Below are 24,144 nucleotides of genomic sequence, written 5' to 3'. Positions count from 1 at the left end.
TCACCTTCTTCTCTCTACTTTAACCTCGAACGTACTTCCGCCCAATTCAAAATAACAAGGATATCGTTCGTTATCCGCAACGCGCATCAATCTAAACTGTTCGCGAATCGTAAGATCCGGATTCAATCTGCTATCCTCGGGAGTTCTTCGCGGATAATAAGTGCTTTCTCCTTGCTGAACTTCAGCATGCGCGACAACGGCCGGGTATTGCATAAGGAATCGATTGCATAAGGCGATCGTCGTTCGGCCCAGTTCGGACCTCATCTCGTCAATCAACTCGGTTCCTTGGAATACGATCTTTTCACGTAAGTAGATCGGCCCGTCATCGACCTTCTCCGCCGCTTCGAATAACACGACCGGTATCTCGTTGTCGCCATCTAAAATTCTCCAAGTCAGGGGCGACCAGCCTTTCCCCTTCGGCAAATCGCTGGCATGTACGACAAGGTTATGTCGATTGAGGGCTAGTAGGGCGGGGGGCACGATCTGTTCACAACCAAGATAGAAGGCAATGTCGCCAGCCGTAATCTCGGACACCTCGTGCGTCCAAATAATTTCCTGCGCGAATGATTTTAATGTAGGCATCCACGTCGGGATGTGGTCGTTAATCCAGTTCCTTCGATCGGATACGATCGTGATTTGCTTCAACATTTCATCAACTCCTTCATCATTCTCCCAGCGCCAAGACCATCCACAAGTTCCTTACCTCTTGATGACATCGTTGTCCTAAGTTCAACGTTCCGTATGAATTCCAGTACTTTATCCCGAATATGTTCGGCCCGTACATCCTCGGCACGACCCAATAAGGCAATAAGGTTATTTTTGGACGCGCATTCCGACAGTTCTACTTGGTTCTCGGCCGTCATGATCACGATGGCCGGTAAACCTAGACAACATCTCTCCCAAGTCGTCGTTCCTCCGGATCCGATCGCTAAATCCGCTTCGCTCATCAACTCCGCCATATTCTCCGCATGGTCAACACATTGTACGTTGTCCAGTTCCCCGCAGAGAGCGCGAATTCGTTCTGCTTGCGCATTAATCTTGCCCGTCAGAACTTTCGCGCTCAGCTTGCCCGGATGCCGTTCTTCAAGTTGCTTTACGGCTTGCAGAGTCTTGATCGTTTCCCCGGTAGGGTCCGCGCCGCCGAATGAGACAAGAAGACTGACGACTTCATCCGAGCGATTAACGAAAGTTTTTGCCGCGGCGAAATCCGGTTTCAACAATGCATATCGTGGTCCTAACCGCAGCTTCGTATCCGGCATGACGAGCTTGGAATAACGTTCCTCCGGATGGTCGTATAGGTTCTGGTCCAGCAAAAGATCGCATCGGTGCGGTCGATTCGCAAGATCATCGATAACCATTATTTTACGCGCGCAGGGGTGCACGACGGCTTCGTATCTTGCATCCAGGCCATAGTGATCGACAATGAGCCAAGTTGCCTTCTTCTGCCATCGATGAAGGTAAGCGATCGTATGTCGCGCGTCTTCTTCCCAACTATCGTCTTGGCATGGGACGACATGAACGGGATAACCGCGGCTATGAATATACGCGATAAGATTCCCTTTCGTCTCCTTGCAAATAAAAGCAACGTTGGCTTGAGACTTTAACTCGTCCGCAAGAGTCAAGCATCTCATGACATGACCCGAACCGATTTCGTTTGAAGCATCGGTTCTAATGTGGATTCTCATCCGACCGCGTTGACCTCCATGCACTCTCCGATGACTTGGCGAACGGCATGAATGACATCCTCGACATCCTGATCCGTCATTCCCGGGTACAGCGGGAGCGTTAAGATGCTTTCATAAAGGCTCTCGGCTTTCTTGCAGAGCCCTTGCGGGTATCCAAGGTCTTCGTAGTACGGGTGTAAATAAACCGGTATGTAGTGCAGATTTACTCCTATATTCTCATCGTGCAGACGACTGAATATCTCGTCGCGCCCGGTATTCAACTTATCAAGATCCAAGCGAATCGCGTACAAATGCCAGCTGGAATTCCCATCGTCTGCTTGATAGGGAATCCGAATGGCCGACAGCTCTCGGAAAGCGTGATTATACGTCTCGGCTATTCTTCTCCTTCTGCTAACGAAGGCGTCCAGTTTATCCAGCTGGCTCATCGCGAGAGCGGCGGAAATATCCGTTAACCTATAGTTGTAGCCTAAACTTTGCATCTCGTAATACCATTTACCGGGCGATGGACGGCCCAATCGGGAAGGCTCGCGAACGATGCCATGATTACGAAAATCTAGCAATCTACCGTAATACAGCTCGTTATCGGTCGTAATCACCCCGCCTTCCCCTGCCGTGATGTGTTTGACGGGATGCAGGCTGAACATGGTCATATGGCTGATCGAACCGATTTGACGCGAGCGATAAGTAGCGCCTAGCGCATGCGCGGCATCCTCGATGACAACCAAACCGTACTTTGCCGCCAAGTCAAGAATCGTATCCAGATTCGCCGGCTGTCCGGTGAAATCTACCGGAATAATCGCTTTTGTCCGCTTCGTAATGAGACGTTCGATCGATTGCGGGTCAATGTTATACGTTCTCTCGTCAATGTCCGCAAAGACGGGCTTGCCGCCTTGATACAGCACGCAGTTGGCACTTGCCGCGAACGTTATCGGCGTCGTAATCACTTCATCGCCTTCGCCGATGCCAGCGGCATAACAAGCTGCGTGCAAAGCAGCCGTGCCGTTGGCGAATGCCACCGCATACCGGGCTCCGACTTTCTCGGCAATCTTGCTTTCGAATTCAGGGACATATGGGCCGGTCGTCAAGTAATCCCCGCGAAGTACCGATGTTACCGCTTCGATATCCTTCTCATCGATCCATTGGCGCCCGTAGGGCAGAAAAGTAGATCGTTTCTTATTTCCCGCTTGAACATTCATGCATATTCCCCTAAATACTCTATGATTTCTTCATCCGTCAACCAGTGGCTGTTCGTATGGCTGCTGTAACTGAATCTTTCATGAAGAGGAACTCCGCCATAATACTCGCTTTCATGTTCGTCCAACCAAACTGGGTATTCCGGCTTAATGACGAAATAATTGTCGAATTCAACCGTCTTGCGAGCGTCATCTTCCGTAATCATCGCCTCGTGCAGCTTCTCCCCCGGTCGAATGCCTACGTACTCCACCCTGCAATTAGGAGCGATTAACCGGGCCAGATCGACGATTTTAACGCTCGGAATTTTGGGTACGAATATTTCTCCGCCCTTCATACGGCCTAAACAATCCTGTACGAATTGGACGCCTTGATCCAATGTGATCCAAAAACGGGTCATTCTCTCGTCGGTAATCGGCAAGCGGCCCGAGTTTCTTAGCTTGTGGAAAAAAGGAATCACGCTCCCTCGGCTTCCGACCACGTTACCGTACCTTACTACGGAAAATTTGGTTCCGACGTCTCCTACATAGGAGTTCGCGGCAACGAACAACTTATCCGAAGCAAGTTTCGTCGCTCCGTATAGATTGATCGGATTGGCCGCTTTATCGGTGCTTAAGGCGATGACTCTCTTAACTCCCCGGTTGATAGCCGCGTCGATGACGTTCTGCGCCCCGAGGATATTCGTGCGAACCGCTTCGAACGGGTTATATTCGCAAGCCGTCACATGTTTAAGCGCCGCGGCGTGAACGACGATATCGACTCCGTCGAAAGCCCGGTTAAGCCTCTCCTGGTCTCTTACGTCCCCAATGAAGAATCTCATTCTAGGATCGGTGAATTCCTGGCTCATCTCGTACTGCTTCAATTCATCCCTGCTCAGAACGATGACTTTGCGAACGTCCAACTCCAGCATTTTCCGAACGAAGTTTTTGCCGAATGATCCCGTCCCTCCGGTTACCAAAACCGTTTTCCCATTGAAATTCACGAAGCATCTTCTCCTCATCTTTCGATACGTTACGTTTCTTTAAGACAATATTATGTTACAATTTGTATCATGTCAAGTCGTAATATTTTCTTTTCGCGTCGTGCGTTTCTCATGCTTATTACCTCAATTTGAATAACGGTTCTAGCGGCAGGCATTTGAGTTTCCGCTCCAATTGCCGTTCGCCCAATGCCGTGCTTAACTCTTTCAGTACTTCGTCATAAGCGTTAAGCAGCGTCGCGATATCTTGATCGGTATGCGAATAGCTCATATTGTGCGAACCGACGGTGAGTATGCCGCGAGCAAGCATTTCCTGCATATAAAAGGTCTTTATCACCCATGAACTGTACTCCGGCGTGTCTTGAATCGTTAAGAATGACCAGGACGGACTGCCGGCGACGGATAATATGCTCTCAAGCCCATGAACGCGAATGAGCGCGCGAAGTCCTTCCATCACTTTCGACCCTTGATCCCGAAGCGTTTGGATCACCGGCTCGGACTCCATTTTGTTCATCGCAGCCAGAGCGGCGGCAAGAGATAACGTCTCGCCTCCGAAGGTAAACGAGAAGAAAATATCCTCCATTACCTGCATGATTTCCCGCTTGCCTACGATCGCGGAGATCGGATAGCCGTTAGCCATTCCTTTACCGAATGTAGCTAAATCAGGGATGACGCCAAAGACGCTCTGGGCTCCTCCCAAATGAAATCTGAATCCCGTAATCGTCTCGTCGAAGATAAGCACCGTTCCGTTCCGATCGCATAGCCGCCTTATTCCTTCGAGAAATCCATGCGCGGGAGATGTCGTATTCATCGGTTCCAGAATAACCGCGGCGATTTGCCCGGAATGCTCGTCGAACAATCTCTCCAATTGTTCAAGGCGATTGTAGGAAAATGCGTGCGTTAATCGGCGCACGGCCTCGGGAACGCCTCTATGCCGCGCCGTCGATCCGATGTACCAATCTTGCCAGCCGTGATAGCCGCAAGTGGCGACATGTTCCCTGCCTGTATAGGCTCTTGCCAAGCGAATCGCGCCTGCGGTAGCATCGGAACCGTTCTTGCCGAATCGCACCATCTCCGCGCATGGGATTAACTCCACCATTTTTTCCGAGACCTGCATTTCAAGTCGATGAGGCAAGCTGAAGGAAACCCCGTTGTCCATCTGGCTTCGAACCGCATCATCTACGTCGGAATCCCGATAACCTAAAGTAACGGCGCCTAAGCTATTTACGAAGTCGATATATTCGTTGCCGTCGGCGTCCCATACATGGCTACCCAATCCTTTTTCAATAAAATAAGGAGAAACTTCCAACGGGTAGTGGGTTTTGCTTTTACTAAAAGTTTGACTGCCAAGCGGAATCGTATTTAACGCTCTGGTTAAGAGACTTTCTGAACGGGCGTATCTAGTAGACATTAGAATCACCTTCCTCAACTGGTTTTCCATAAGGATGGATTAAGTAACGAAGAGTCCGTAGAGGCGAATTTCGAAAAATCAAGTCCTTTGGCTGGATTCCGCATAGATGCGACCAACTGCCGCAACTGATCGCAACGATTAACCCCACACACGAACGCATCGATCTCCGGAAGCCCGTCAACGAATGAGAGAGCCGCCTCCACGGGGGTAATCCCTCTTTCGGATATATAACGGTGAAAGCTTTGAAGCCGACCAACGTAAGGTCGGAAATATGCAGGCAAGTTATACGGCTCCATGCAGAGCAGCCCTTGCAGGAATACGGAACGGGCTTGTACCTCGATACCCATCGATTGACAACGATTAAGGAAGCCGTTCCGAACGAGACGCTGATCGAAAAGGTTGACAGGTACTTGAATGAGATCAATCGGGTAACTGTTAATAAGCTCGTTGATCCGGTCTTCGGCATATACGGATACCCCTACCTTCTCCGCGAGTCCCATCCGTTTGCACTTTTGCAATCCCTTCATAATCTCATCGCCATAAGGGGAGAGCAGTTCATCCGCCCTATGCAGCAACAGGCCGTATACATTGCGCTGCCCGAGTCTCTTAAGCGACTCCGTCATAAGGCTCACTACTTCGTTCGATTCGAACGAACACCTATCTTGCGGGATCAATGCCGGAAATTTAGTCGTTATCCGGAAAGAATGCCGCTTACGCAATAATTTCCCTAGCACTTCCTCGCTTTCCCCGTAAACAGCTGCCGTATCGATAACCGATATGCCGCTTTCCTCAGCCAAATCCAAGATTTCCCTTGCTTCTTCCAGCGAGGTTTGACCGCCCGTATTCGACACTCCGTAGTTCATGCCGAACTGTACGGTACCCAGCCCTAATTTCATCCCTTATCCGCTCCCTTATTTTCCGCCATTGCGACCTCGCGGTGCTCTGCATAAGACCAATCGATACTCGATCCTTCGTTCCGTTGATATCCGCCGTTGATCTCCGCCAATCGAGGATAACGTTCTACGATTCGAAACCAGTCCTCTAAAGTAGCTAGTCTAGCGCTAACTCCGAGTTCCGCCGCTTTCTCCGTAAGAGCAAGCAGAAACTCGTAGTCCTTCTCTTCGTCGAGCGTCCATCTCATCCCCGAGTAATCTTGCGAAGCCGCCACATTGTTACATGGGAACCATTGCGGATGTCGATGTATGAACGGTGTCACATGCTCCCTATCAAACGGGTTGTCCGCTTCTTTCCATGCCCGCTCCAAAGCCTCGAACGAGAATACTTCCACGTCGAGGCCATCGGGGAAGGTAGGGGGATGAATATTGGACACGTAATGTAGCGATAGATACTGATCGAGGAACGAACCGACCACAGTATCGACAATCCCCGGGTCGATCAAAGGGCAATCGCCCGTGATCCTTACGATGACATCCGCGCCGGTCATCGCGGCAACTCGGTAATATCGGTCTAGAACGTCATTCTCGTCCCCCCGATAAACCTCGATATTCAGCCGTAGCATTTCCTTCTCTACGGCATCGTCTTTCTCCGATGAACTCGTTGCGACGACGATCTCGTGTAATGAACCGCATTGGGATAGACGCTTGTGAATAAGCTCCAACACCGAAATTCCATCTAGAGATCGCAGTATTTTGCCCGGCAAACGGGACGATCCCATGCGCGCTTGAATGATCGCCACGACTTTCATTTCCCCCACCCCTAATTGAGTAATCGACTGCGAAAAACGTGATTGACTGACTTTGATTTGTAGTATAAAGTAAAATTATGTTAGATACAATACGTAACATTAATATTACGAAATGTATATTTTTGTAGGAGGTACCCTTACCATGGAACCGGAATTTTCTCAAATGAGCCGACAAAGAATGAAAAATCTGATCGAGCCCTACTACATGCTCAATCGCGTAACCGTTGGAGACGAAACCACGCTATTCGCCCGTAGCCTAGCGGAGTACTTAAAGGTGGATCTCTTCTCCGTGCCCTCGGGAACGAAATGTTTGACTTGGTCCATTCCCGCCAAATGGATCGTTCGGGAAGCCTACATCGAAACAATAGAAGGAGAACGGATCGCGGATTTTGCTTGGAATCCTCTCTATTTGAACGCATACTCCGTCCCCTTCAGCGGAACCGTCACGAAAGATGATTTGGTTAAACATCTTTCCCCCCATCCCGTATTGGAGGATAGGCTGCTCTACTCGAATCGCTGGCAATACCATAAAAAACATACGCAATGGGGATTCAGCATCCCTACGGCCGTAGTCGACAGCCTGAGCCAAGAGAGCTATCGGGTTCATATCGACACTGCATTCGAGCAAGGGAGTATGGAAATCATCGATTGGACGTTACCGGGCAAATCGAAAGAAACCGTATTTTTCGCTGCCCATACCTGTCATCCGGGCCAAGTGAACGACGGAATAGCTTGTATCGCCGTTCTGGTCGAACTGTTTCAATATTTGGAGGCATTGCCTGAGCGGCATTATTCGTACCGTCTCATCATTGGACCGGAATATTTCGCGGCCGCGGCGGTATTGGCGCACGGCAAGGACATCCAGCACCTTCGGTACGGATTTTATCTGGATATGATGGCAAACTCTTTGCCCCTCAGCTTCTCCCGATCCTTCCAAGGAAACAGTTACGCGGATCGGATTACCCGTTCCGTTCTTGCCCAGTACGACACCGACAAGTTAGATGCGTCTTATCGCAGCCTATACGGAAACGACGAAATGTTCTACGACGGTCCCGGTTTCGAAATTCCGACCGTTTGCCTTTGCCGGCATCCCTACAAGTATTACCATACGGATCGGGATAACCTGGATAACTGTGATTTCGATAAATTGGAGGAGTCGCTGGACATGCTGAAGGATTTGATCGAAACATTCGAAACCGATACCGTTCCGACCCTCAATTACGAGGGACCTTTATATTTAACGGATTACAATCTTTATATCGATCCGAAAATCGATCAAAAAGGATATACCGCGCTTCAAGAAATACAGATTCTAATGAACGGCGAAAGAAGCTGCTTGGACATCGCGGAAATGATCGGCGTGGATTTCCTGTTCGTGAGGAGCTTCGTTAACGAATTGAGCAAACACGGACTTGTCACTCTGCGATATCGCGGACCGCATAAGGCAACCGCCACTCCCCGTGAACTTCCCTCTTATGAGGAGGCGATCAAATGAGAAGTTACCGCAGCCATTTAACGCACGCCGCCCCCGTCGCGACGGCAATTATGCGCAAACCTACCTTCCGTTCATCCGCGATATTTCCCGTTTTCCACATGGCCGGTATGTCCACCCGAATCTGCTTCCTTGGATATTGGATGGTAAAACGGAATATTCAGGAAATCCAATCGGTTACTACCTTACGATCGAAAGAAGGCGCAACGATCTACAGAACTACTGAACGCATTACGGAAGCCAAAGCATATCGGATCGAGCTTGAAGACTTGCTAGACGCCATCGGCCACGAGAATGCCGTTGGGTTTACCGGAAGCTTGGAAATCGAGTTCTTCTCTTCCCGCGATCTTGTATTCTCTTATCCCGCGGTTGTAGTCAATTATTACGGCCCAGGATTCGGGAGCGTGGTACATACGGCTCAACGCGTGTATAACGATGAAGAAGATCGCCGCATTAACCAAGAAGCGCTTGTCTCGGAAGCTGGCTTCAACATTTATGCCGACGGCGATAACGAGCCCTTCTTCTCCTTTATCAATGGTTTCGAAACGGTTAAATCCGGATGCATAACGATGAAATTCTTCAATAACAAAAAAGAAACGATGGACTTAACCATCGACGTCCCCCTATTAGCTCCCTATGAAACGAAGGTCGTTTATCCGGACCGTCTTACCGATCTTCAAAGCTTTCTGGACGGCAATCCGGGAACGGTCCGAATCCATTTCGACGTTGATTGGGTATTCCCCAGAATTATTGCCGGAAATTTCCAGAGCTCCAAAGCGGCGCTGAGCGTTACCCATACTTATTACGACTGTTCTAGCCGTATGGGCAAGGAAGACTATTGGCAAGAACCGCAAGAGGGATGGCACTCCGCCAGCATGCTCATACCGGTAACCCTTACGGGACGGCGCTATACGCACGTGAATTTCTACCCGATCTATTCCCCGTGCGAGTTAGCTGTCGACATCGAGTTCTACGGCCCCGAAGGAAATCTGTTGGATTCCAAACACCAAGTACAGAAGATTTCTCCGACCGATAACCGATTGCAAACCGTCGATCTCAACGCCTTGTGCCGAGAGCTCGCCATCGATGGCGAGCAATCGATCGGAGCCCATCTCATCGCCAGGCCTCTCGGCAATAGCAGACTTCCTACTCGTCTGAAAGTCGGTTTGGATTACGGATTAAACGAGGATTCTCTCCCCTGCAATATTTGTAAAAGCATGGATGTATTCAATCCTGCGCTCGAGCAAAAGAGGAGCAGCTTCCATTGGGCACCGGTCATAACCGATCAAGAGGATGGAACGGTGTGGATCATGAATAGCAGTCCAATGAATCCTTATATGCGTAGCGCATCCCTTACTTTAACTTTCTATCGCGAAGAAGATACCGCGACGCTTACCCGTCAAATGACCCTTCCGCCTAACGGAAGCTACTGTTTGCGTTTGAGCGATCATCCCGAACTTCAAAAGTTTTTCGGTCGCCGGATAGGTTGGTATACTTGCGTTTCGGACAACCCGCATATTAAAACCTATTACTTATGCGAAGGAAGCTCCGGCATTGTCGGCGGCGACCACGATTTCTAATATCCCTGAAGGAGAATTCGAATATGCTTATGGAATTATTCGATCGATTGTTCCCGATTAATCGGAGCATTACCGGCGAGGGCGTCAGACAATCGCTCAGCATCTTGAACGAGGTCGTTCCCATCTCCCAACGCGAGTATCCGTCCGGAACGGAATGTTTCGACTGGACGGTTCCCAAAGAGTGGAACGTGAAAGCCGCTTACGTGAAAGACGGACAAGGAAGAACGCTTATCGATTTCGCGGATAATAATCTGCACTTGATGGGATACAGCATCCCTTTCCGGGGTTACGTAACCAGAACGGAGCTCATGGAGCATTTACATACGAAACCCGAGCTCCCCAATGCGATTCCTTACATGATGTCCTATTATAAAGAAAACTGGGGATTTTGCGTTGAGCATAACCGGCTTCATGAGTTTACGGACGACCGGTACGAAGTAATGATCGACTCCGAACTTAAAGAGGGACACATGACCTTCGGGGAGGGATATATTAAAGGCTCCTCCGACAAGGAGATTCTTCTGTCAACCTATGTCTGCCATCCATCGATGGCCATTAACGAGCTTTCGGGACCGTTGGTTCAAACTATGATCTACCGTTACTTGCTTCAGAAGGAAAATCCGAAGTATAGCTACAGATTTCTGTACTTGCCGGAAACGATCGGCTCGTTGCTCTATTTAAGCTTGCATGGGGAGGAGCTCAAGCAAAATGTAGTCGCTGGATATGTCGTCACTTGCGTTGGACACGGGGAGTCCTTTACCTACAAGAAGAGCAAACGCGCCGATACTTTAGCCGACAAAGCCGCAATCCATGTGCTCAAGCAATCCGGCAAGCCCTATACGATCGTAGACTGGAATCCCTTCGGCAGCGATGAACGACAATACTGTAGCCAAGGGTTCAAGCTTCCCGTCGGAAGCCTCATGCGCACGATGTACGGAGAATATCCGGAATATCATACTTCGCTGGATAATCGCGAGCTTATCTCGGATGAAGCAATGCAGGAAACCGTTCAAATGTACATCGACTTGATCGAGACGCTAGAAGCCAACGAAACCTATGAATGTACCCACATTCATGGCGAGCCAAAGTTAGACAAACGCGGATTATATCCTTATATGGGCGGTACCCGGACTAAAGCCGAGAAACACCGCATCTTAGCCATTACGAACTTAATCGCATTCAGCGATGGTTCCCACGATCTAATCGATATCGCCGAAAAATTGAACGTGTCGGGCAAAGATTTACGAGAAGCCGCCAACCTGCTTGAACAGAGTGGCTTACTTCGGAACATTAAAGAAATTCGTTATGACTTGGCTACCCTAATGGGATAATCTTCGAGTTTAGAGATTAGATACTAAGTAGCCAAGAACGGCATTCGTCCTCGAGTTCTTTGAAACTGGCATAAGGGGCTGACCCAAAAGGAAAGATTCCTTTTGGGTCAGCCCCTTCAAAGTCTATTGCGTTCATTAAGCCGATGCAGAGCTTCTCTCGCACTACTTATGCAGCAAATGGATCTTGGAGAATCCCTCCCCACTTGCTCCCAAGGCATCAAACCTCATCTTAATATATTTAGCCGGCGTTCCGGCATGAACTTCATTACCGGGTATATCGTGCAGTACCGTGCTCCGCGCTGCCACGACGGCCATCGTTCCTATCGTAACGCCAGGATATACGAATACGTCGCTGGCGATCCAAGCTCCATCTTCGATTCGAATCGGCTTTATGACCAACGAGAAGGCTGGATCGTCCATCTTATGGCTACCGGTGCATAAGTAGCCGTTCTGCGAAACGACGCAATGCTTTCCGATAGTAATCGTGTCCAAGCTGTATAACTCCGCATGATCCCCGATCCATGAGTGTTCTCCCACTTTTACCTTCCATGGATAAGTGAATCTGGCCGATGGCCTTATTTTGACCCCCGTGCCAATATCGGCCCCGAACAGCCGCAGCAGCCAGTTTCTCCAACCGTACATCGGCTGCAAAGACCATCGAAAGAGCGTCCCTTGAATGAACCACCACAGCAATGCAACGATTCCGTTTCTTCCTCTAGAATAATGACTTTGACTATACAAATCTAAACGAACAAGATTATTCATCATGCTCTTACCCCTAATTCAATCATAATTTGTTGGAAGGCATTCATCACCGATTCATAACCCAGGTAGCTCACCGCATACTCCCTAGCGTGGTCGCCATGAAGCTTGCGGTCTTCCGAACGAATGGATAACGACAATAACGCTTCTGTCAGTTTCGCTGCATCCTCGGGGGGGATGAGAACCCCCGCCCGCGACTGTTTCATGACCGAATGAACCGCCGTCTGCTCCTCCGCTGCCGCGATAACGGCTCTGCCGCTTGCTAACATGCCCGTTAGCTTGGAAGGCATCACTAAATCCGAAGCATTCCGTTTCTGCATCAGGAGATGAACATCCGCCATATTAAGCAGATCGTTCAACTTCTCCGCGGGTTGCAAAGGAAGGAACCTTACGTTCGACAAGCGCTGTTTGCTAGCTCTCTCCATGAGTTTGGATTTGGCTACGCCTTCCCCGCATAACATAAATTGGACATGGGACATCGATTGCAGTTTTTCAGCCGCATCCAGAACGGTATCCAATCCTTGCTTCTCTCCCATATTGCCAGAGTAGAGCACCACTAAATCTTCCCGGGCATACCCCATATTCTCTCGAAATCTGTTTCGCGCCTCGTCCGGCAACGGATGAATGACGGAGATATCGACCCAATTAGGGAACAGCTTAATCCGGTTGGAAGGTACGCCTTTCTTGAGCAATCGCCGAGTCATCGGCTCGCTAATGGAAGATACGGTATCGAATCTTCGCATCAACCAGCTTTCCAAGCCGATTACCCACGACTTCAATCGCGTATAGTTTGGCAACAACCCCAGTTCGAAAGCCGCATCCACTTCAAAGTCTTGAACATGGAGCCAGGTCTTGATTTTTAGAAGCTTGGCAAATACGATCGCCATCGGCGACAAGGCTAATGGAGGTTCAACGATCAGACACACGTCAGGTCTCCATAACATATGTTTGAACAACAATGGAATACTGGAGAACGCGAATGAGAAAAGGTGCAGCAGTCTCTTTAGTCCCGACCCCGATTTTGGAACCCATAACGGACAACGCCAGATCGTAGCCCCGTTCCACGACTCCTTCTTATAACGGTAGGAAGAATACCCTTCCTGCACTTGCCAGTGGGGATAATAGGGAGGTGCCGTTATGACTCTCACTTCATATCCATGCTCGGTCAGCCACTGGACCATCTCTCCGTTATATTTTCCGATACCCGTAAGTTCCGGAACGAAATTGATGCTATATAACAATAGCTTCTTTCGACGCGGAGATTGCTTCAATTCAACCAACTCCCCCATTACAGCCTGTAAGAAGCCTTATACCGCAGTCTCTCCCCAGGAGTAAGAGAATTCAACGACATCCCCTTGCTGCAGGAGCCCTCCCATTTGGATTTCAATCATTTCCAAATCCGTTATCGCCTTTAATCCATGTTTGGATCGGGGAGGAATCTGACAAACCGATCCCGCTTCTACCGGAATCGTCTTACCGTCCAAGTATATTTCCCCTTTGCCGCTAATAATGCTCCACAACTCGGTTCTCTGGAAGTGAACCTCAATGCTTCTTTGTTTTCCAGCGATCATGGATATACGCGACGTCATCGTTTCCTTGTTTTCTTGCTGGATGTAATCCAGAACTTTGGATGAACCCCATTGGTACTCCTCGTACATAGGCCTTTGCTCGAAAACCATCAATTCCTTAAGGCGGGTGCTTGCGGATTTGTCCGATACGAGTATCCCGTCCGGGCTAGCCGCCACGACAACGTCCGACAGCCCCAAGACGGTAATCGGGATATGTAGTTCGTTGATGATATGCGTATTGTTCGAGTCATCGCTCATGACACTTTTCCCAATCTGGGAAACCGCCATCTCCTCCGTCAACGTATTCCAAGTACCAAGATCCTTCCAATAACCATCATAAGGCAGCATGATGATCTCGTCGCATTTCTCTACGACTTCGTAATCGAAGCTCGTCTTTTTTAATCGATGGTACTGCTTAACAAGCTCCTCGTATTGCAAAGATATCCCTTGTTCGTAAAGACGGGTAATCAGGTAATCGAGCTTAAAGGCAAACACCCCGCAATTCCATAAGGCTTGCTCGACCTCAATTAACCGCTCCGCCTCGGCTTCAACCGGTTTCTCTCGGAAACTCTTCACCGTCCGGTACTCCTCTGTCCCCTTAACGGCCTCCGGAACGATATACCCGTATTTCGACGATGGGTAAGTCGGCTTCACGCCTATTAACGCCAAATTCGCGGAAGACTGATTTAATAGCAGGTTCAGTTGCTTCAAATTCTCGAAGAAACGGTCGTCCACGTAAGGATCTACCGGGAGCACGACAATCGTCTCGTCTAGATTCGCTCCCAAGACGGAGTAAAGGTAAGTTGCCGAGAGCGCTATCGCGGGAAAGGTATCCCTTCTTTCCGGTTCAATGATGATAGACGCTTCCGGGCCAATCTGGCTGGTAATCATATCCACTTGTTTGGCGCTTGTAGCAAACAAGGTGTTTTGGGCTAATCCCACATTGTTCAACTGCCGCCATACGCGTTGCAGCATGGACTCCATTTGTCCATCGGGATTGCGCAATATTTTCAGGAATTGTTTGGACCTGGCATCGTTAGACAAAGGCCAAAGCCTTTTCCCGGATCCTCCGGATAACAAAATTAATCTCAAGCGATTCCCTCCTCGCGATCGTGTCTATCGTTTGCAAAGAACTTGCGGTAGAGATCCCCGAACTTTTCCTGCGTAAGCTTGGATGCATACTCGTTCGGCCCCCCATCCGGTTCCTCGTCCTTGCCGTTTAACCGATCAAGAGCGGTTTGCAGCTTACGAGCAAGATCATCCGGCCTATCCGATTCGAAAGTTAATCCGAGCCGATATTTCTCGATGGTAAATCCTACCTCCCCATGACCAGGGCCTACGATAAGCTTCTTTCGCGCGGCCCCCTCGACGAGAGGCCCGCTCTGGGCCGAATACATGCTTCGGTAGGGCAGTACGACGGAATCGCACGTCTGAAAATAAAAGTTGGCCGCTTCGGTGGATATGTACTTTAGATCCAGGAATACTTTGTTCGTTATTCCGTTTTCCAGTGCGATGCGGTCGATATCCGCTTTGTTGAAATAATCTTCGGATCCGGCAACCAATACAGTGAAATCTTCATCCTTTAGCCGAGCCACAGCTTCGAGGAGCAAATCTATCCCCTTGTCGTATCGGAGTCCGCCAAAACACAAGAAAAACGGTCTTTTATAAGAAGCAAGTTTTTGTTTGATTCTCTTAATTTCTCCGGCCTCGCTATTCTTCACATCCGAATGGTGAAACGAGGGAAAATATATGGTGACGACGCGTCGATTGCCGACATTGGCCAGACAGCGCACTACCCTGTCTCGGGTGAAATCGCCGTGTACTACGATTCGGTCAATCACTCTCATGTTCAGCAACCAATAGAATACTTTCTCTTTCCACTTTCTAGTGGGATACCAGTGTAAAGTTCCCGTAATTTCCAATCCGATTAATAAGGGAAGCAATAGAAATAAGGAAATAATGTTGCTATCCATGAATAGCAAATGGATCTTGCGGTAATCATTCTTTCGGGCGTATCTTAGCATGCGGAGCAATATCACCGTTCGCGCCCTTATGCTCATGATTCCCTTTCTAAGAGGGAGGTCGACATTATGAACGGTGATGCCCTCCTCTTGAAGAGCACGCACGATCTTCGGGTTGTTACTTTCGGTGTAGTAGCAAACCCGATTCGGTCTACCTTCTCTTTTGACGTGTTTCATAATTAAGGAATTATAATTGTAATGATGCCCGTCATTCGATAGGTCGTAGAAAAGAATGTCATCCAATTCTTGCAGCATCCCCGCTTACAGTTGGTTCTTCCAGAAATGAGGCGAACCGTTCCATGTGTCTGGAAGCCATCTGTTTAATAGTATAGCGACAGGAAATACTCTGACTTACCGCGCCGAATTCCGCTCTGGCCGCATCGTTGTCCAATAGATATTGACACTTCCTCACAAACTCGTTCATGTTCCTGACATCGACGACGAAACCGTTACGGCCATCGTCTACCAGGTCGTATGCCGCCCCTGCTCCGGTCGTCGTTACGACCGGCAATCCGAACGAAATCGCTTCATTGATAACAAGGCCCCATACGTCCTGATGCGTGGGCAAGACGAATAAATCCGCGGCACGGTAAAACTCGATAAGTTGCTCTCTGCTCATAAAGTCTTTAAGAACGACATGGTCGAGTTCCATGTCCTTAATGATTTTCTTGTACTCGTCTTTTAAGGGGCCGCCTCCGACGATCACCAATGAGGTTTGCCCGTCGTCCAGTTGGGGAGAGGCTTTCAGAAGTTCCGCGAAGCCTTTGCGCGAAATAAATTGGCCGATGGATAGGATCACCTTTGACTTTAAACGTTCTTGCCGTTTGAAAGACTCTAGTCTCTCGGGCCGCATTGGGCTTCGCTCCTTCTCGCTGTAGGATAAGGAGGCAAACGGGTATTCGTACACGAAAGCGGGATCGGCCCCGTAATGCGTTAAATATTTCGTGCACTGTTGACCGGAGGACAGCCAACCAGTTGCGGAAGAGATGAAATACTTCTTGATTCTATGTTTCCAATCTCTTTCCCGTGCTATGAATCCTCCATCCGAGTTCAGCAAGAATGGAATCCGATGGGATCTAAGCCACTGAATCGCCGCCATTTCCGTCGGGGAACTGTAGCACCCGAGTACGTAGATATCGAATCTGCTTGCTCTCAGCGCCTTGATGATCGACCAGTTCACATGCTTATCTAGACCGATCGTGATCCCTTTAAGGAATTCGTAGGAAAAGTTCATCTTGCTCTTCTCCACGTTCCAACTGCGATTGGATTCGTTTTCCGCTTCGAACCACACCGTCAGACTACAATATTTTCCTAACTCATTGAAGAATTCTACCCGATAAGGGGAGGGTATGTTCGTAATGAACAAAACCTTCATCATACAACTTCGCTCCAGCTCGCCGCGACCAAGGGATTATGGAAGTCATATCCTTGTTGCTTCGGATCGCTTACCGTTATAGCTTGATTAAGGCGAATATCAGAGTCTACCATCATCTGGATAAGCTGCATGAACCCTACTTTGCGTTCCCACCCCAGCTGTTTGACCGCCTTCTCCGGATTGCCAAGAAGCAAATCGACTTCGGCCGGCCTATGGAATTTCTCGTCGTTCACGACATAATCCCTGTAATCCAATCCGACGTAGGAAAAAGCGACCTCTAGCAGTTCTCTGACGGAATGCGTCTCTCCGGTCGCAATGACGTAATCGTTGGCCTTTTCCTGCTGAAGCATAAGCCACATGGCCTGCACGTAATCTCCCGCGAATCCCCAATCCCTCCTGGCATCGAGGTTCCCCATCCGCAGCTCGGATTGCATACCCAATTTAATCCGGGCTACGGCATTCGTTACCTTGCGGGTAACGAATTCAAATCCTCTCCGCGGCGATTCATGATTAAACAGGATCCCGGAACAAGCGAACAGATTAAAACTTTCGCGATAATTAACGGTCATCCAATGTCCGTAAACTTTAGCGACCCCGTAGGGGCTCCTAGGATAAAATGGCGTCGTTTCCTTCTGGGGAGTTTCCAAAACCTTGCCGAACATTTCACTGCTCGAAGCTTGGTAGAAGCGAGCCGAAGGTTTGATCAGGCGAACTGCTTCCAACATGTTCGTTACTCCGACCGCGGTTAGCTCGCTGGTCAGCAGAGGCTGTAGCCAAGAAGTCTCCACGTAAGATTGTGCGCCCAGATTATACACTTCGTCAGGATCGGCCATTTGCAGAGCGCGGATTACCGAACTTAAATCGGATAAGTCACCGTCGATAACCTCGATTTTGTCCAGAATGTGCTCGATATTCGTGTAGTTTGGCGTGCTCGTTCTTCTCCTTAAACCATATACGCGATACCCCTTGCCCAGTAAAAACTCGGCTAGATAGGAACCATCCTGTCCGGTGATTCCGGTAATTAGAGCTCTCTTCATATATCCTCCTAAATTTCGCCGGCCAGCGCTAAATTTTGTTGGCTTTCTACATACCATCGATACGTTGACTCAATCCCTAACTTAAGAGGTATTCGAGCATGCCACTCTAGTCTTGATAACTTGCCGATATCCAACCTTTTTCTTGGCGTTCCATCCGGCATATCGCCATTGAATATCAGTTCGCCTTTATATCCAACTACTTCTTTCACGAGATTCGCCAGCTCCATGATGGTCAGATCTTCGCCCACGCCAATGTTTATGATTTCAGCGTCATCGTAATGCTTCATGAGGTGCAAGCATGCGTCAGCTAAATCGTCCACGTGAAGAAACTCCCGGTAAGGCTTTCCCGTCCCCCAGATTTCCACGTGCTGCTTGCCGTCTGCATGGGCATCGTGCATTTTTCTGATCAGAGCGGGTAATACGTGAGAAGTTCTAGGGTTGAAATTATCGTAAGGCCCGTAGAGATTCGTTGGCATAACGGAAATGAAATTCGTTCCGTATTGACGGTTGTAAGACTGGCACATGATAATACCCGCGATCTTCGCAACGGCATACGGTTCATTCGTCGCTTCCAAAAGGCCGCTCAATAGATACTCCTCTTTAAGTGGCTGAGGAGCGTATTTGGGATAGATGCAGCTGCTTCCGAGGAACATCAATTTTTTCGCCCCGGCTTTGTATGCAGCGTCGATAACGTTCGTTTGTATGAGAAGATTATCCCGGATAAACTCTGCAGGATAATCGCGATTTGCAACGATACCGCCTACCTTCGCCGCAGCCAGAAACACGTAATCGATGGATTGGGAAGCAAAAAAGTCGTTAACGGCAACGGTATTCCTTAAATCCAGTTCGTTGCTACTACGGCTCACGAGGTTGGAGTATCCATTGGATTTCAACTTTCTCCAGATCGCCGAACCTACCATCCCTCTATGGCCTGCAACGTAAATCGTAGAATTATGATCCATCTTAATCCCTCATCTCAATAAGCATCTTTGGCTCCAAGCAGTACCTTTATCGTTCTGAAGATCAGCTTGATATCGAGCCAAATCGATCTCTTCCTGATGTATTCAAGATCCAGTTCCACCATTGCGTTGAAATCAAGCGAGTTACGGCCGCTTACTTGCCACAATCCAGTACAGCCCGGCGTCACCTGAAGACGTTGCTTATCGTAGCCGGAGTACCTCTCCACTTCTCGCGGCAACGGCGGACGAGGTCCAACGATGCTCATCTCGCCCTTTAGAACATTGAGAAATTGCGGAAGTTCATCCAAACTCGTTCGTCGGATAAACCGACCAACCCGCGTCACCCTCGGATCTTCCTTCATCTTGAACATCGCTCCGTTAACTTCGTTGAGATGCAGGAGTTGATTAAGTATGTGATCCGCATTGCTGACCATAGAACGAAATTTGTACATTTGAAAATGTTTCCCGTTTTTGCCCACTCTTTTCTGCTGAAAAAAAACATTTCCTTTAGGGTCTTCCAATTTAATAGCTATGGCCACTGCCAAAAATACCGGTAACAGCAGGAACATTCCGAGCGTCGCCAAAACGAAATCCAACGAACGTTTAACGATTTCTTGGCGTATTCGAATGCTAGGAGTTGAACTATTGGGATATCGATAATAAGATTTCGAATCGATCTCTAATTCGGCTTCTCTGGGAACCATCTATGACCACTCCTATGAACCTTCTTTATATTTTCTGCAATTTGAGGTTACTTACGATGTCTTCTAGAACGTTGATCAAGGGAAATTTCAATTCTTCGTTCCGCAGGGCGAAATCCAAGGTCGTGATAATAAAACCGAGCTTATCCCCAACGTCGAAACGTTTCCCTTCGAAATGGTAGGCGTATACCCGATTGATCTCGTTTAACTGCTGGATGGCGTCGGTCAACTGAATTTCCCCGCCTGCACCGGCCTGCTGCTTCTCCAAAATATTAAAGATGTCAGGTGTAAGAATATATCTTCCTAGTACCGCTAGGTTGGAAGATACCGTTCCAAAGGGAGGCTTTTCTATTAACTGGGCAATATCCGTCAGTCTTCCGTTGGTTTCATAAGGAACAACGATTCCATATCGATGAGTTTCTTCCATCGGCACCGGTTGGACGCCGATAATGGATTTCTGCGTATGCTCAAATTGAGTCATAAGCTGCTTCAAGCAAGGAACTTCCGCTTCTACGATATCGTCCCCAAGCAAAACGGCGAACGGTTCGTCCCCGATAAACTTGCGAGCGCACCATACTGCGTGCCCCAAACCTAGCGGCTCCCGCTGACGAATATAATGGATATCTACTAAATTCGAGGATCTTAATACCTCTTCCAGCAACTTCAGCTTGTTCTTCTCGAACAGCGTATGCTCAAGCTCAAAATGACTGTCGAAGTGATCTTCTATCGCTCTTTTGCCCTTGCCCGTAACGATGATGATCTCCTCGATACCCGATTGCACTGCCTCCTCGACGATATATTGAATCGTTGGCTTATCCACGATCGGTAACATTTCCTTCGGCATTGCTTTCGTTGCCGGTAAAAACCGTGTTCCTAGCCCAGCTGCCGGAATAATGGCTTTCTTTACCCTCTTTAATTCCTTCAAACTCTCTCATCCTTTCATAACTATCTATTTAAGCTAATTTGTACCGCATCATTGACACTGCTCTTTTGGGATCTGTGGGCGCTTTTCTTTAAGTCCGATTTCTTGATTCTTGCGATCGTGCTCAGCACCGGCTTATCCAAGATCGCCATCACTTCTTTCTCAGTCTTAATCGAATCGTCGAAATACTCCCACAACAATATCATTCCAACGGATACGATCAAGGAAAGAATAAAAGCAATGGCAAGCTTGGTCGTCAAGCTTGGAGAGATAGGTTGGGAGCTATTAAAGGCATCAGCTTGGCTTAGAATGGTCACGTTATCCACGCTCATGATTTTGGGGATCTCTTCCTTGAATACCTCTGCAATTGAATTCACGATGAGCGCAGCCTTCTCAGGCGAAGATTGTTGGATGGAAATACTCATGATTTGCGATTTACTTGAAGAGGTTACTTTCACTTGCGAAATGAGCTGATAAGTATTGAGACCCAGCTCTGAATGGTTAGCAACGACCTTGCCCATGATCGCCGGAGTCGCGATAATTTCTTTATAAGTATCAATGATCATAAGATCAGAGTTCATTTCGTTTATGTCGAGTTTAGAATCATCGGATTGGCGTGAGGAGTTTACAATCACCTTGCTGTTTGCTTCATAAACGGGTTCGGAATATAAATAATCATAGGCCCCCGCCAATCCGCAAAATAAGATAGCCATCACGCAGATGAACCACAGCCTTTTCAGCAATATCCTGAAGTAGATCTTAATCTCGGACTCCATTTGAAACCTCCCTGATTAGATGGATAGCAGAGGAACAAGTCTGCTTTAGATTTATTTTCCGTATCCGAATCGGTATTCTCTTCTCATACCTTTCTGATCGTTCAAGACAACCCCTAGTATCCTTGCATTCGCGTACGTGAGATAAGCCAATGCTTTCTGCGCCAATTCTCTTTTCGTCTTTCCCGACCGAACCACGAACACGACTCCGTCGCATTTGGATGCGAGTATGTGTGCATCGGTAACGATCAAGGCCGGCGGGGAATCGAGAATAATGATTTCATAGCTTGCTTTCAATTCCTCCAACAGCTTTGCCATTCTATCCGAATCAAGCAATTCCGCCGGATTGGGGGGGACAGTGCCCGAAGGCAGCAAGGTCAGATTATCGACGTGGGTATCGAGCAAACATTGTTCCAACTGATAATGGCCAGCGAGCAAATGCGATAGCCCGTTGCGGTTCGATTTCATAAAGTACTCATGCTGGGTAGGCTTGCGCAAATCGCAATCCACGATTACGACTTTCTTGCCCAACTGCGCGAATGATACGGCCATATTAACGACGGTTAATGATTTCCCGGTTTTCTTCTCTGTCGAGGTTACAAGTATGGTTTGTACCGGGCGATCGATCGATGACCAATGAATGTTGGTTCTCAAAGTTTTATATGCTTCGGTGACGGGAGAATAAGGATTCTCAAATGTAATGATTTTGCGATTATTGTCCGGCATCACAATCCTCCTTGCTTGATCAGAATTAATTCTAACAATAAGATACAAACTGTAGCATGTCAATACTTTTCGGCTTAAAAAATTCCGTTTTTGCGACATTTTGTTTCAAAACAAAAAAACCTTGCAGCAATTGCCGCAAGGTCTCGTTTTGTTACCGTTTACTTTTTACTTCTATTAACTGTCCAAATCCACAACAGCCCTTAAGCCGAAATATCCCGCTTACGGAACACCGTCCAGGACACCACGTTAAACAAGATAAAGTACGCCGCAAGAACGGCGAGAGAGAACCCCAGCGTCGTCGGATGGTTCGGAATCGGTCCGGAACCTCCGTCGATATAGGAGGTGAGATCGAGATGCATGAACAACACATACTTCACCCACGCTTTATCCGCCATAGCGAACAAGCCGGTAATCAGATTACCCGCGAAGAGGAAGGCGACCGATAAACCGATGGCCAATCCGCCGCTGCGGAATGCCGAAGACATCGTGAATCCGAACGTAACGATAATAATCAGCGTAATGAATTGAAACAGATAAAACATCAGAACGTATTCCCAGTCGGACAAGGAGGAACCCATACCCGACGATAATTCGCTTGTATTTCCAGCATAGCTGAACACGATCATATTCACGAATAACGTAACGATAAACGCGACGACTACGAACGCCAACGCGAATAACAGCGTAGAGACGTACTTCGACAACAAGATCGTAGAGCGGCTCCAAGGGCGAATCAATAGCAATTTGATCGTCCCCCAAGTAAACTCTCCTGCAACGCTGTCGGCCGCTATGACTACGGTGAAGATCGTAATGAGGACGAACAGGATGTAAGATTCCGTCATCATCATCGACCAGTTGGATAGATCGTCTCCTCCGGAGAGTAGAACCAGGATAGATACGAGCGGAGGGATCAACACGATAAACCCGAGCATAATCCATGTTCGCATCCGATAATAAATCTTCATATTCTCGTTCTGGATAAGCTTATAGAAATTAGCCAATCGTCTCACTCCCCGTCATCTCGAGGAATTGGTCTTCCAACGATTTCGTCTTCACACGAATTCCATAGATATTGATTCCCGCTTCCACTAATCTGCGATTGATCGCGGCAATTCCCGCTCGATCGGACGTTAAGAGGAGCAGGCCATCCGCGATACGTGCCGCGCCTTGCCCTTCAAGGATGCCTAAGGCAGCATCCGGATGGTCAACGTCGAACAGCACTTCTTCCAATAAAGCCTTACCATTCTCATCCTGCCCTCGGATAGAACGGACGTCGATGATCTGGCCCTTCTGTAGAATCGCTACCCGATCGCACATTAATTCCATCTCGGACAGTAAATGCGAGGAGACGAGAACGGCAGTGCCTTCGTCTTGCGCTAAACGCCGCAAGTAATCCCTTAGCTCGCGTATTCCCGCCGGGTCCAAGCCGTTCGTCGGCTCGTCCAGAACGAGAAGCTTCGGTCTGTGCATAATCGCTTGCGCGACGCCCAGCCGTTGTCTCATACCCAAGGAGTATTTCTTGACTTTGTCGTGAATGCGCCCTTGAAGGCCCACGAGTTCAATGGCCTCTTGTATTCTTTCCTTTGTAATGGATGGGTTCATCCTGGCGTAATGAAGCAAATTCTGATATCCGGTTAGAAATTTGTACATCTCCGGATTTTCCACGATGGCGCCGACCTGAACGATAGCGTTGGAGAAGTCCGTCCGGACGCTATGTTCCCCGATATGAATATCGCCGGCGGTCATTCCCATTAGCCCGACGATCATTCGGATCGTCGTCGTCTTGCCTGATCCGTTCGGACCTAGAAATCCAAACACTTCGCCCGGTTGTACCTCGAAAGATACCCGGTCGATTATCGTTCTCTTGCCGATGACTTTTGTCACGTTCTGCAAGCGAACGACGGGAGCTAGTGACATGATCTTACC

At 48.6% G+C, this 24,144-nt stretch carries 23 protein-coding genes; 3 read left to right on the top strand and 20 right to left on the bottom strand.

Annotation, left to right across the window (positions count from 1 at the left end; translation table 11 throughout):
* The 7 genes from HH215_RS31145 to HH215_RS31115 all read right to left on the bottom strand — a co-directional run bounded on the left by HH215_RS31145 (nucleotide 1) and on the right by HH215_RS31115 (nucleotide 6,971).
* Entirely contained in the window at nucleotides 1-648 is a 648-nt protein-coding gene (locus HH215_RS31145) for a formyltransferase family protein (RefSeq protein WP_217362260.1), read from the bottom strand.
* Nucleotides 642-1,685 (bottom strand): UDP-2,4-diacetamido-2,4,6-trideoxy-beta-L-altropyranose hydrolase, encoded by a 1,044-nt coding sequence (pseG, locus tag HH215_RS31140; protein WP_169283441.1) that lies wholly within the window; start codon nucleotides 1,683-1,685, stop codon nucleotides 642-644. The genes HH215_RS31145 and pseG overlap by 7 nt, the downstream gene beginning before the upstream one ends.
* On the bottom strand, nucleotides 1,682-2,881 hold the full coding sequence (gene pseC, locus HH215_RS31135) for a UDP-4-amino-4,6-dideoxy-N-acetyl-beta-L-altrosamine transaminase (protein WP_169283440.1): 1,200 nt from the start codon (nucleotides 2,879-2,881) through the stop codon (nucleotides 1,682-1,684). Before pseC ends, pseG begins: the two co-directional genes overlap by 4 nt.
* Nucleotides 2,878-3,858, bottom strand: coding sequence for a UDP-N-acetylglucosamine 4,6-dehydratase (inverting) (gene pseB / locus HH215_RS31130; protein ID WP_375140472.1), 981 nt, complete (start codon nucleotides 3,856-3,858; stop codon nucleotides 2,878-2,880). The genes pseC and pseB overlap by 4 nt, the downstream gene beginning before the upstream one ends.
* Before the next feature lie 118 nt (nucleotides 3,859-3,976).
* Complete coding sequence (locus tag HH215_RS31125) at nucleotides 3,977-5,266, bottom strand: aminotransferase class III-fold pyridoxal phosphate-dependent enzyme (RefSeq protein WP_169283438.1); 1,290 nt, start codon at nucleotides 5,264-5,266, stop codon at nucleotides 3,977-3,979.
* A 14-nt stretch (nucleotides 5,267-5,280) separates the two neighbouring features.
* The gene (locus tag HH215_RS31120; RefSeq protein ID WP_169283437.1) at nucleotides 5,281-6,162 is read right to left on the bottom strand and encodes an aldo/keto reductase; all 882 of its coding nucleotides are present in this window, start codon (nucleotides 6,160-6,162) and stop codon (nucleotides 5,281-5,283) included.
* The gene (locus HH215_RS31115; RefSeq protein ID WP_169283436.1) at nucleotides 6,159-6,971 is read right to left on the bottom strand and encodes a cytidylyltransferase domain-containing protein; all 813 of its coding nucleotides are present in this window, start codon (nucleotides 6,969-6,971) and stop codon (nucleotides 6,159-6,161) included. The genes HH215_RS31120 and HH215_RS31115 overlap by 4 nt, the downstream gene beginning before the upstream one ends.
* A gap of 142 nt (nucleotides 6,972-7,113) precedes the next feature.
* Here HH215_RS31115 and HH215_RS31110 point away from each other — a divergent pair, with 142 nt between their 5' ends.
* The 3 genes from HH215_RS31110 to HH215_RS31100 are packed head-to-tail and all read left to right on the top strand — an operon-like array spanning nucleotide 7,114 to nucleotide 11,374.
* Nucleotides 7,114-8,466, top strand: coding sequence for a DUF4910 domain-containing protein (locus HH215_RS31110; protein ID WP_169283435.1), 1,353 nt, complete (start codon nucleotides 7,114-7,116; stop codon nucleotides 8,464-8,466).
* Entirely contained in the window at nucleotides 8,463-10,043 is a 1,581-nt protein-coding gene (locus tag HH215_RS31105; RefSeq protein WP_169283434.1) for a hypothetical protein, read from the top strand. Before HH215_RS31110 ends, HH215_RS31105 begins: the two co-directional genes overlap by 4 nt.
* A gap of 23 nt (nucleotides 10,044-10,066) precedes the next feature.
* Nucleotides 10,067-11,374: a DUF4910 domain-containing protein gene (locus HH215_RS31100; RefSeq protein ID WP_169283433.1), complete on the top strand. Its 1,308-nt coding sequence runs from the start codon at nucleotides 10,067-10,069 to the stop codon at nucleotides 11,372-11,374.
* A 162-nt stretch (nucleotides 11,375-11,536) separates the two neighbouring features.
* On the opposite strand, the gene HH215_RS31095 is transcribed toward HH215_RS31100, so the two are convergent.
* From HH215_RS31095 to HH215_RS31035, 13 genes are all read right to left on the bottom strand, one after another.
* Nucleotides 11,537-12,142, bottom strand: coding sequence for a putative colanic acid biosynthesis acetyltransferase (locus tag HH215_RS31095; protein WP_217362259.1), 606 nt, complete (start codon nucleotides 12,140-12,142; stop codon nucleotides 11,537-11,539).
* Nucleotides 12,139-13,407 (bottom strand): glycosyltransferase WbuB, encoded by a 1,269-nt coding sequence (locus HH215_RS31090; protein ID WP_217362258.1) that lies wholly within the window; start codon nucleotides 13,405-13,407, stop codon nucleotides 12,139-12,141. Before HH215_RS31090 ends, HH215_RS31095 begins: the two co-directional genes overlap by 4 nt.
* 36 nt (nucleotides 13,408-13,443) lie before the next feature.
* Nucleotides 13,444-14,796 carry a sugar phosphate nucleotidyltransferase gene (locus HH215_RS31085; protein ID WP_169283431.1) on the bottom strand — a complete coding sequence of 451 codons (1,353 nt, stop codon included), beginning with the start codon at nucleotides 14,794-14,796 and terminating at the stop codon, nucleotides 13,444-13,446.
* Nucleotides 14,793-15,968 carry a glycosyltransferase family 4 protein gene (locus tag HH215_RS31080; protein WP_169283430.1) on the bottom strand — a complete coding sequence of 392 codons (1,176 nt, stop codon included), beginning with the start codon at nucleotides 15,966-15,968 and terminating at the stop codon, nucleotides 14,793-14,795. Before HH215_RS31080 ends, HH215_RS31085 begins: the two co-directional genes overlap by 4 nt.
* Nucleotides 15,961-17,103: a glycosyltransferase family 4 protein gene (locus tag HH215_RS31075; protein ID WP_169283429.1), complete on the bottom strand. Its 1,143-nt coding sequence runs from the start codon at nucleotides 17,101-17,103 to the stop codon at nucleotides 15,961-15,963. Before HH215_RS31075 ends, HH215_RS31080 begins: the two co-directional genes overlap by 8 nt.
* On the bottom strand, nucleotides 17,100-18,137 hold the full coding sequence (gmd, locus tag HH215_RS31070) for a GDP-mannose 4,6-dehydratase (RefSeq protein WP_169283428.1): 1,038 nt from the start codon (nucleotides 18,135-18,137) through the stop codon (nucleotides 17,100-17,102). The genes HH215_RS31075 and gmd overlap by 4 nt, the downstream gene beginning before the upstream one ends.
* A gap of 8 nt (nucleotides 18,138-18,145) precedes the next feature.
* Complete coding sequence (locus HH215_RS31065) at nucleotides 18,146-19,099, bottom strand: GDP-L-fucose synthase family protein (RefSeq protein WP_169283427.1); 954 nt, start codon at nucleotides 19,097-19,099, stop codon at nucleotides 18,146-18,148.
* 14 nt (nucleotides 19,100-19,113) lie between these two features.
* The gene (locus HH215_RS31060; protein WP_169283426.1) at nucleotides 19,114-19,800 is read right to left on the bottom strand and encodes a sugar transferase; all 687 of its coding nucleotides are present in this window, start codon (nucleotides 19,798-19,800) and stop codon (nucleotides 19,114-19,116) included.
* A 25-nt stretch (nucleotides 19,801-19,825) separates the two neighbouring features.
* Nucleotides 19,826-20,722 (bottom strand): UTP--glucose-1-phosphate uridylyltransferase GalU, encoded by an 897-nt coding sequence (gene galU / locus HH215_RS31055; RefSeq protein WP_169283425.1) that lies wholly within the window; start codon nucleotides 20,720-20,722, stop codon nucleotides 19,826-19,828.
* A 20-nt stretch (nucleotides 20,723-20,742) separates the two neighbouring features.
* A complete protein-coding gene (locus HH215_RS31050) occupies nucleotides 20,743-21,495 on the bottom strand; it encodes a YveK family protein (protein ID WP_169283424.1) in 753 nt (250 codons plus the stop codon).
* 51 nt (nucleotides 21,496-21,546) lie between these two features.
* On the bottom strand, nucleotides 21,547-22,218 hold the full coding sequence (locus HH215_RS31045; protein ID WP_169283423.1) for a CpsD/CapB family tyrosine-protein kinase: 672 nt from the start codon (nucleotides 22,216-22,218) through the stop codon (nucleotides 21,547-21,549).
* A 200-nt stretch (nucleotides 22,219-22,418) separates the two neighbouring features.
* Nucleotides 22,419-23,228, bottom strand: a complete 810-nt coding sequence (locus HH215_RS31040; RefSeq protein WP_254450283.1) for an ABC transporter permease — start codon at nucleotides 23,226-23,228, stop codon at nucleotides 22,419-22,421.
* Complete coding sequence (locus HH215_RS31035; protein ID WP_169283421.1) at nucleotides 23,212-24,135, bottom strand: ABC transporter ATP-binding protein; 924 nt, start codon at nucleotides 24,133-24,135, stop codon at nucleotides 23,212-23,214. The genes HH215_RS31040 and HH215_RS31035 overlap by 17 nt, the downstream gene beginning before the upstream one ends.
* Nucleotides 24,136-24,144 lie beyond the last annotated feature (9 nt).

The sequence above is a fragment of the Cohnella herbarum genome (assembly GCF_012849095.1).
Taxonomy (GTDB): domain Bacteria; phylum Bacillota; class Bacilli; order Paenibacillales; family Paenibacillaceae; genus Cohnella; species Cohnella herbarum.
This window is presented reverse-complemented; position numbering and strand designations above follow the sequence as displayed.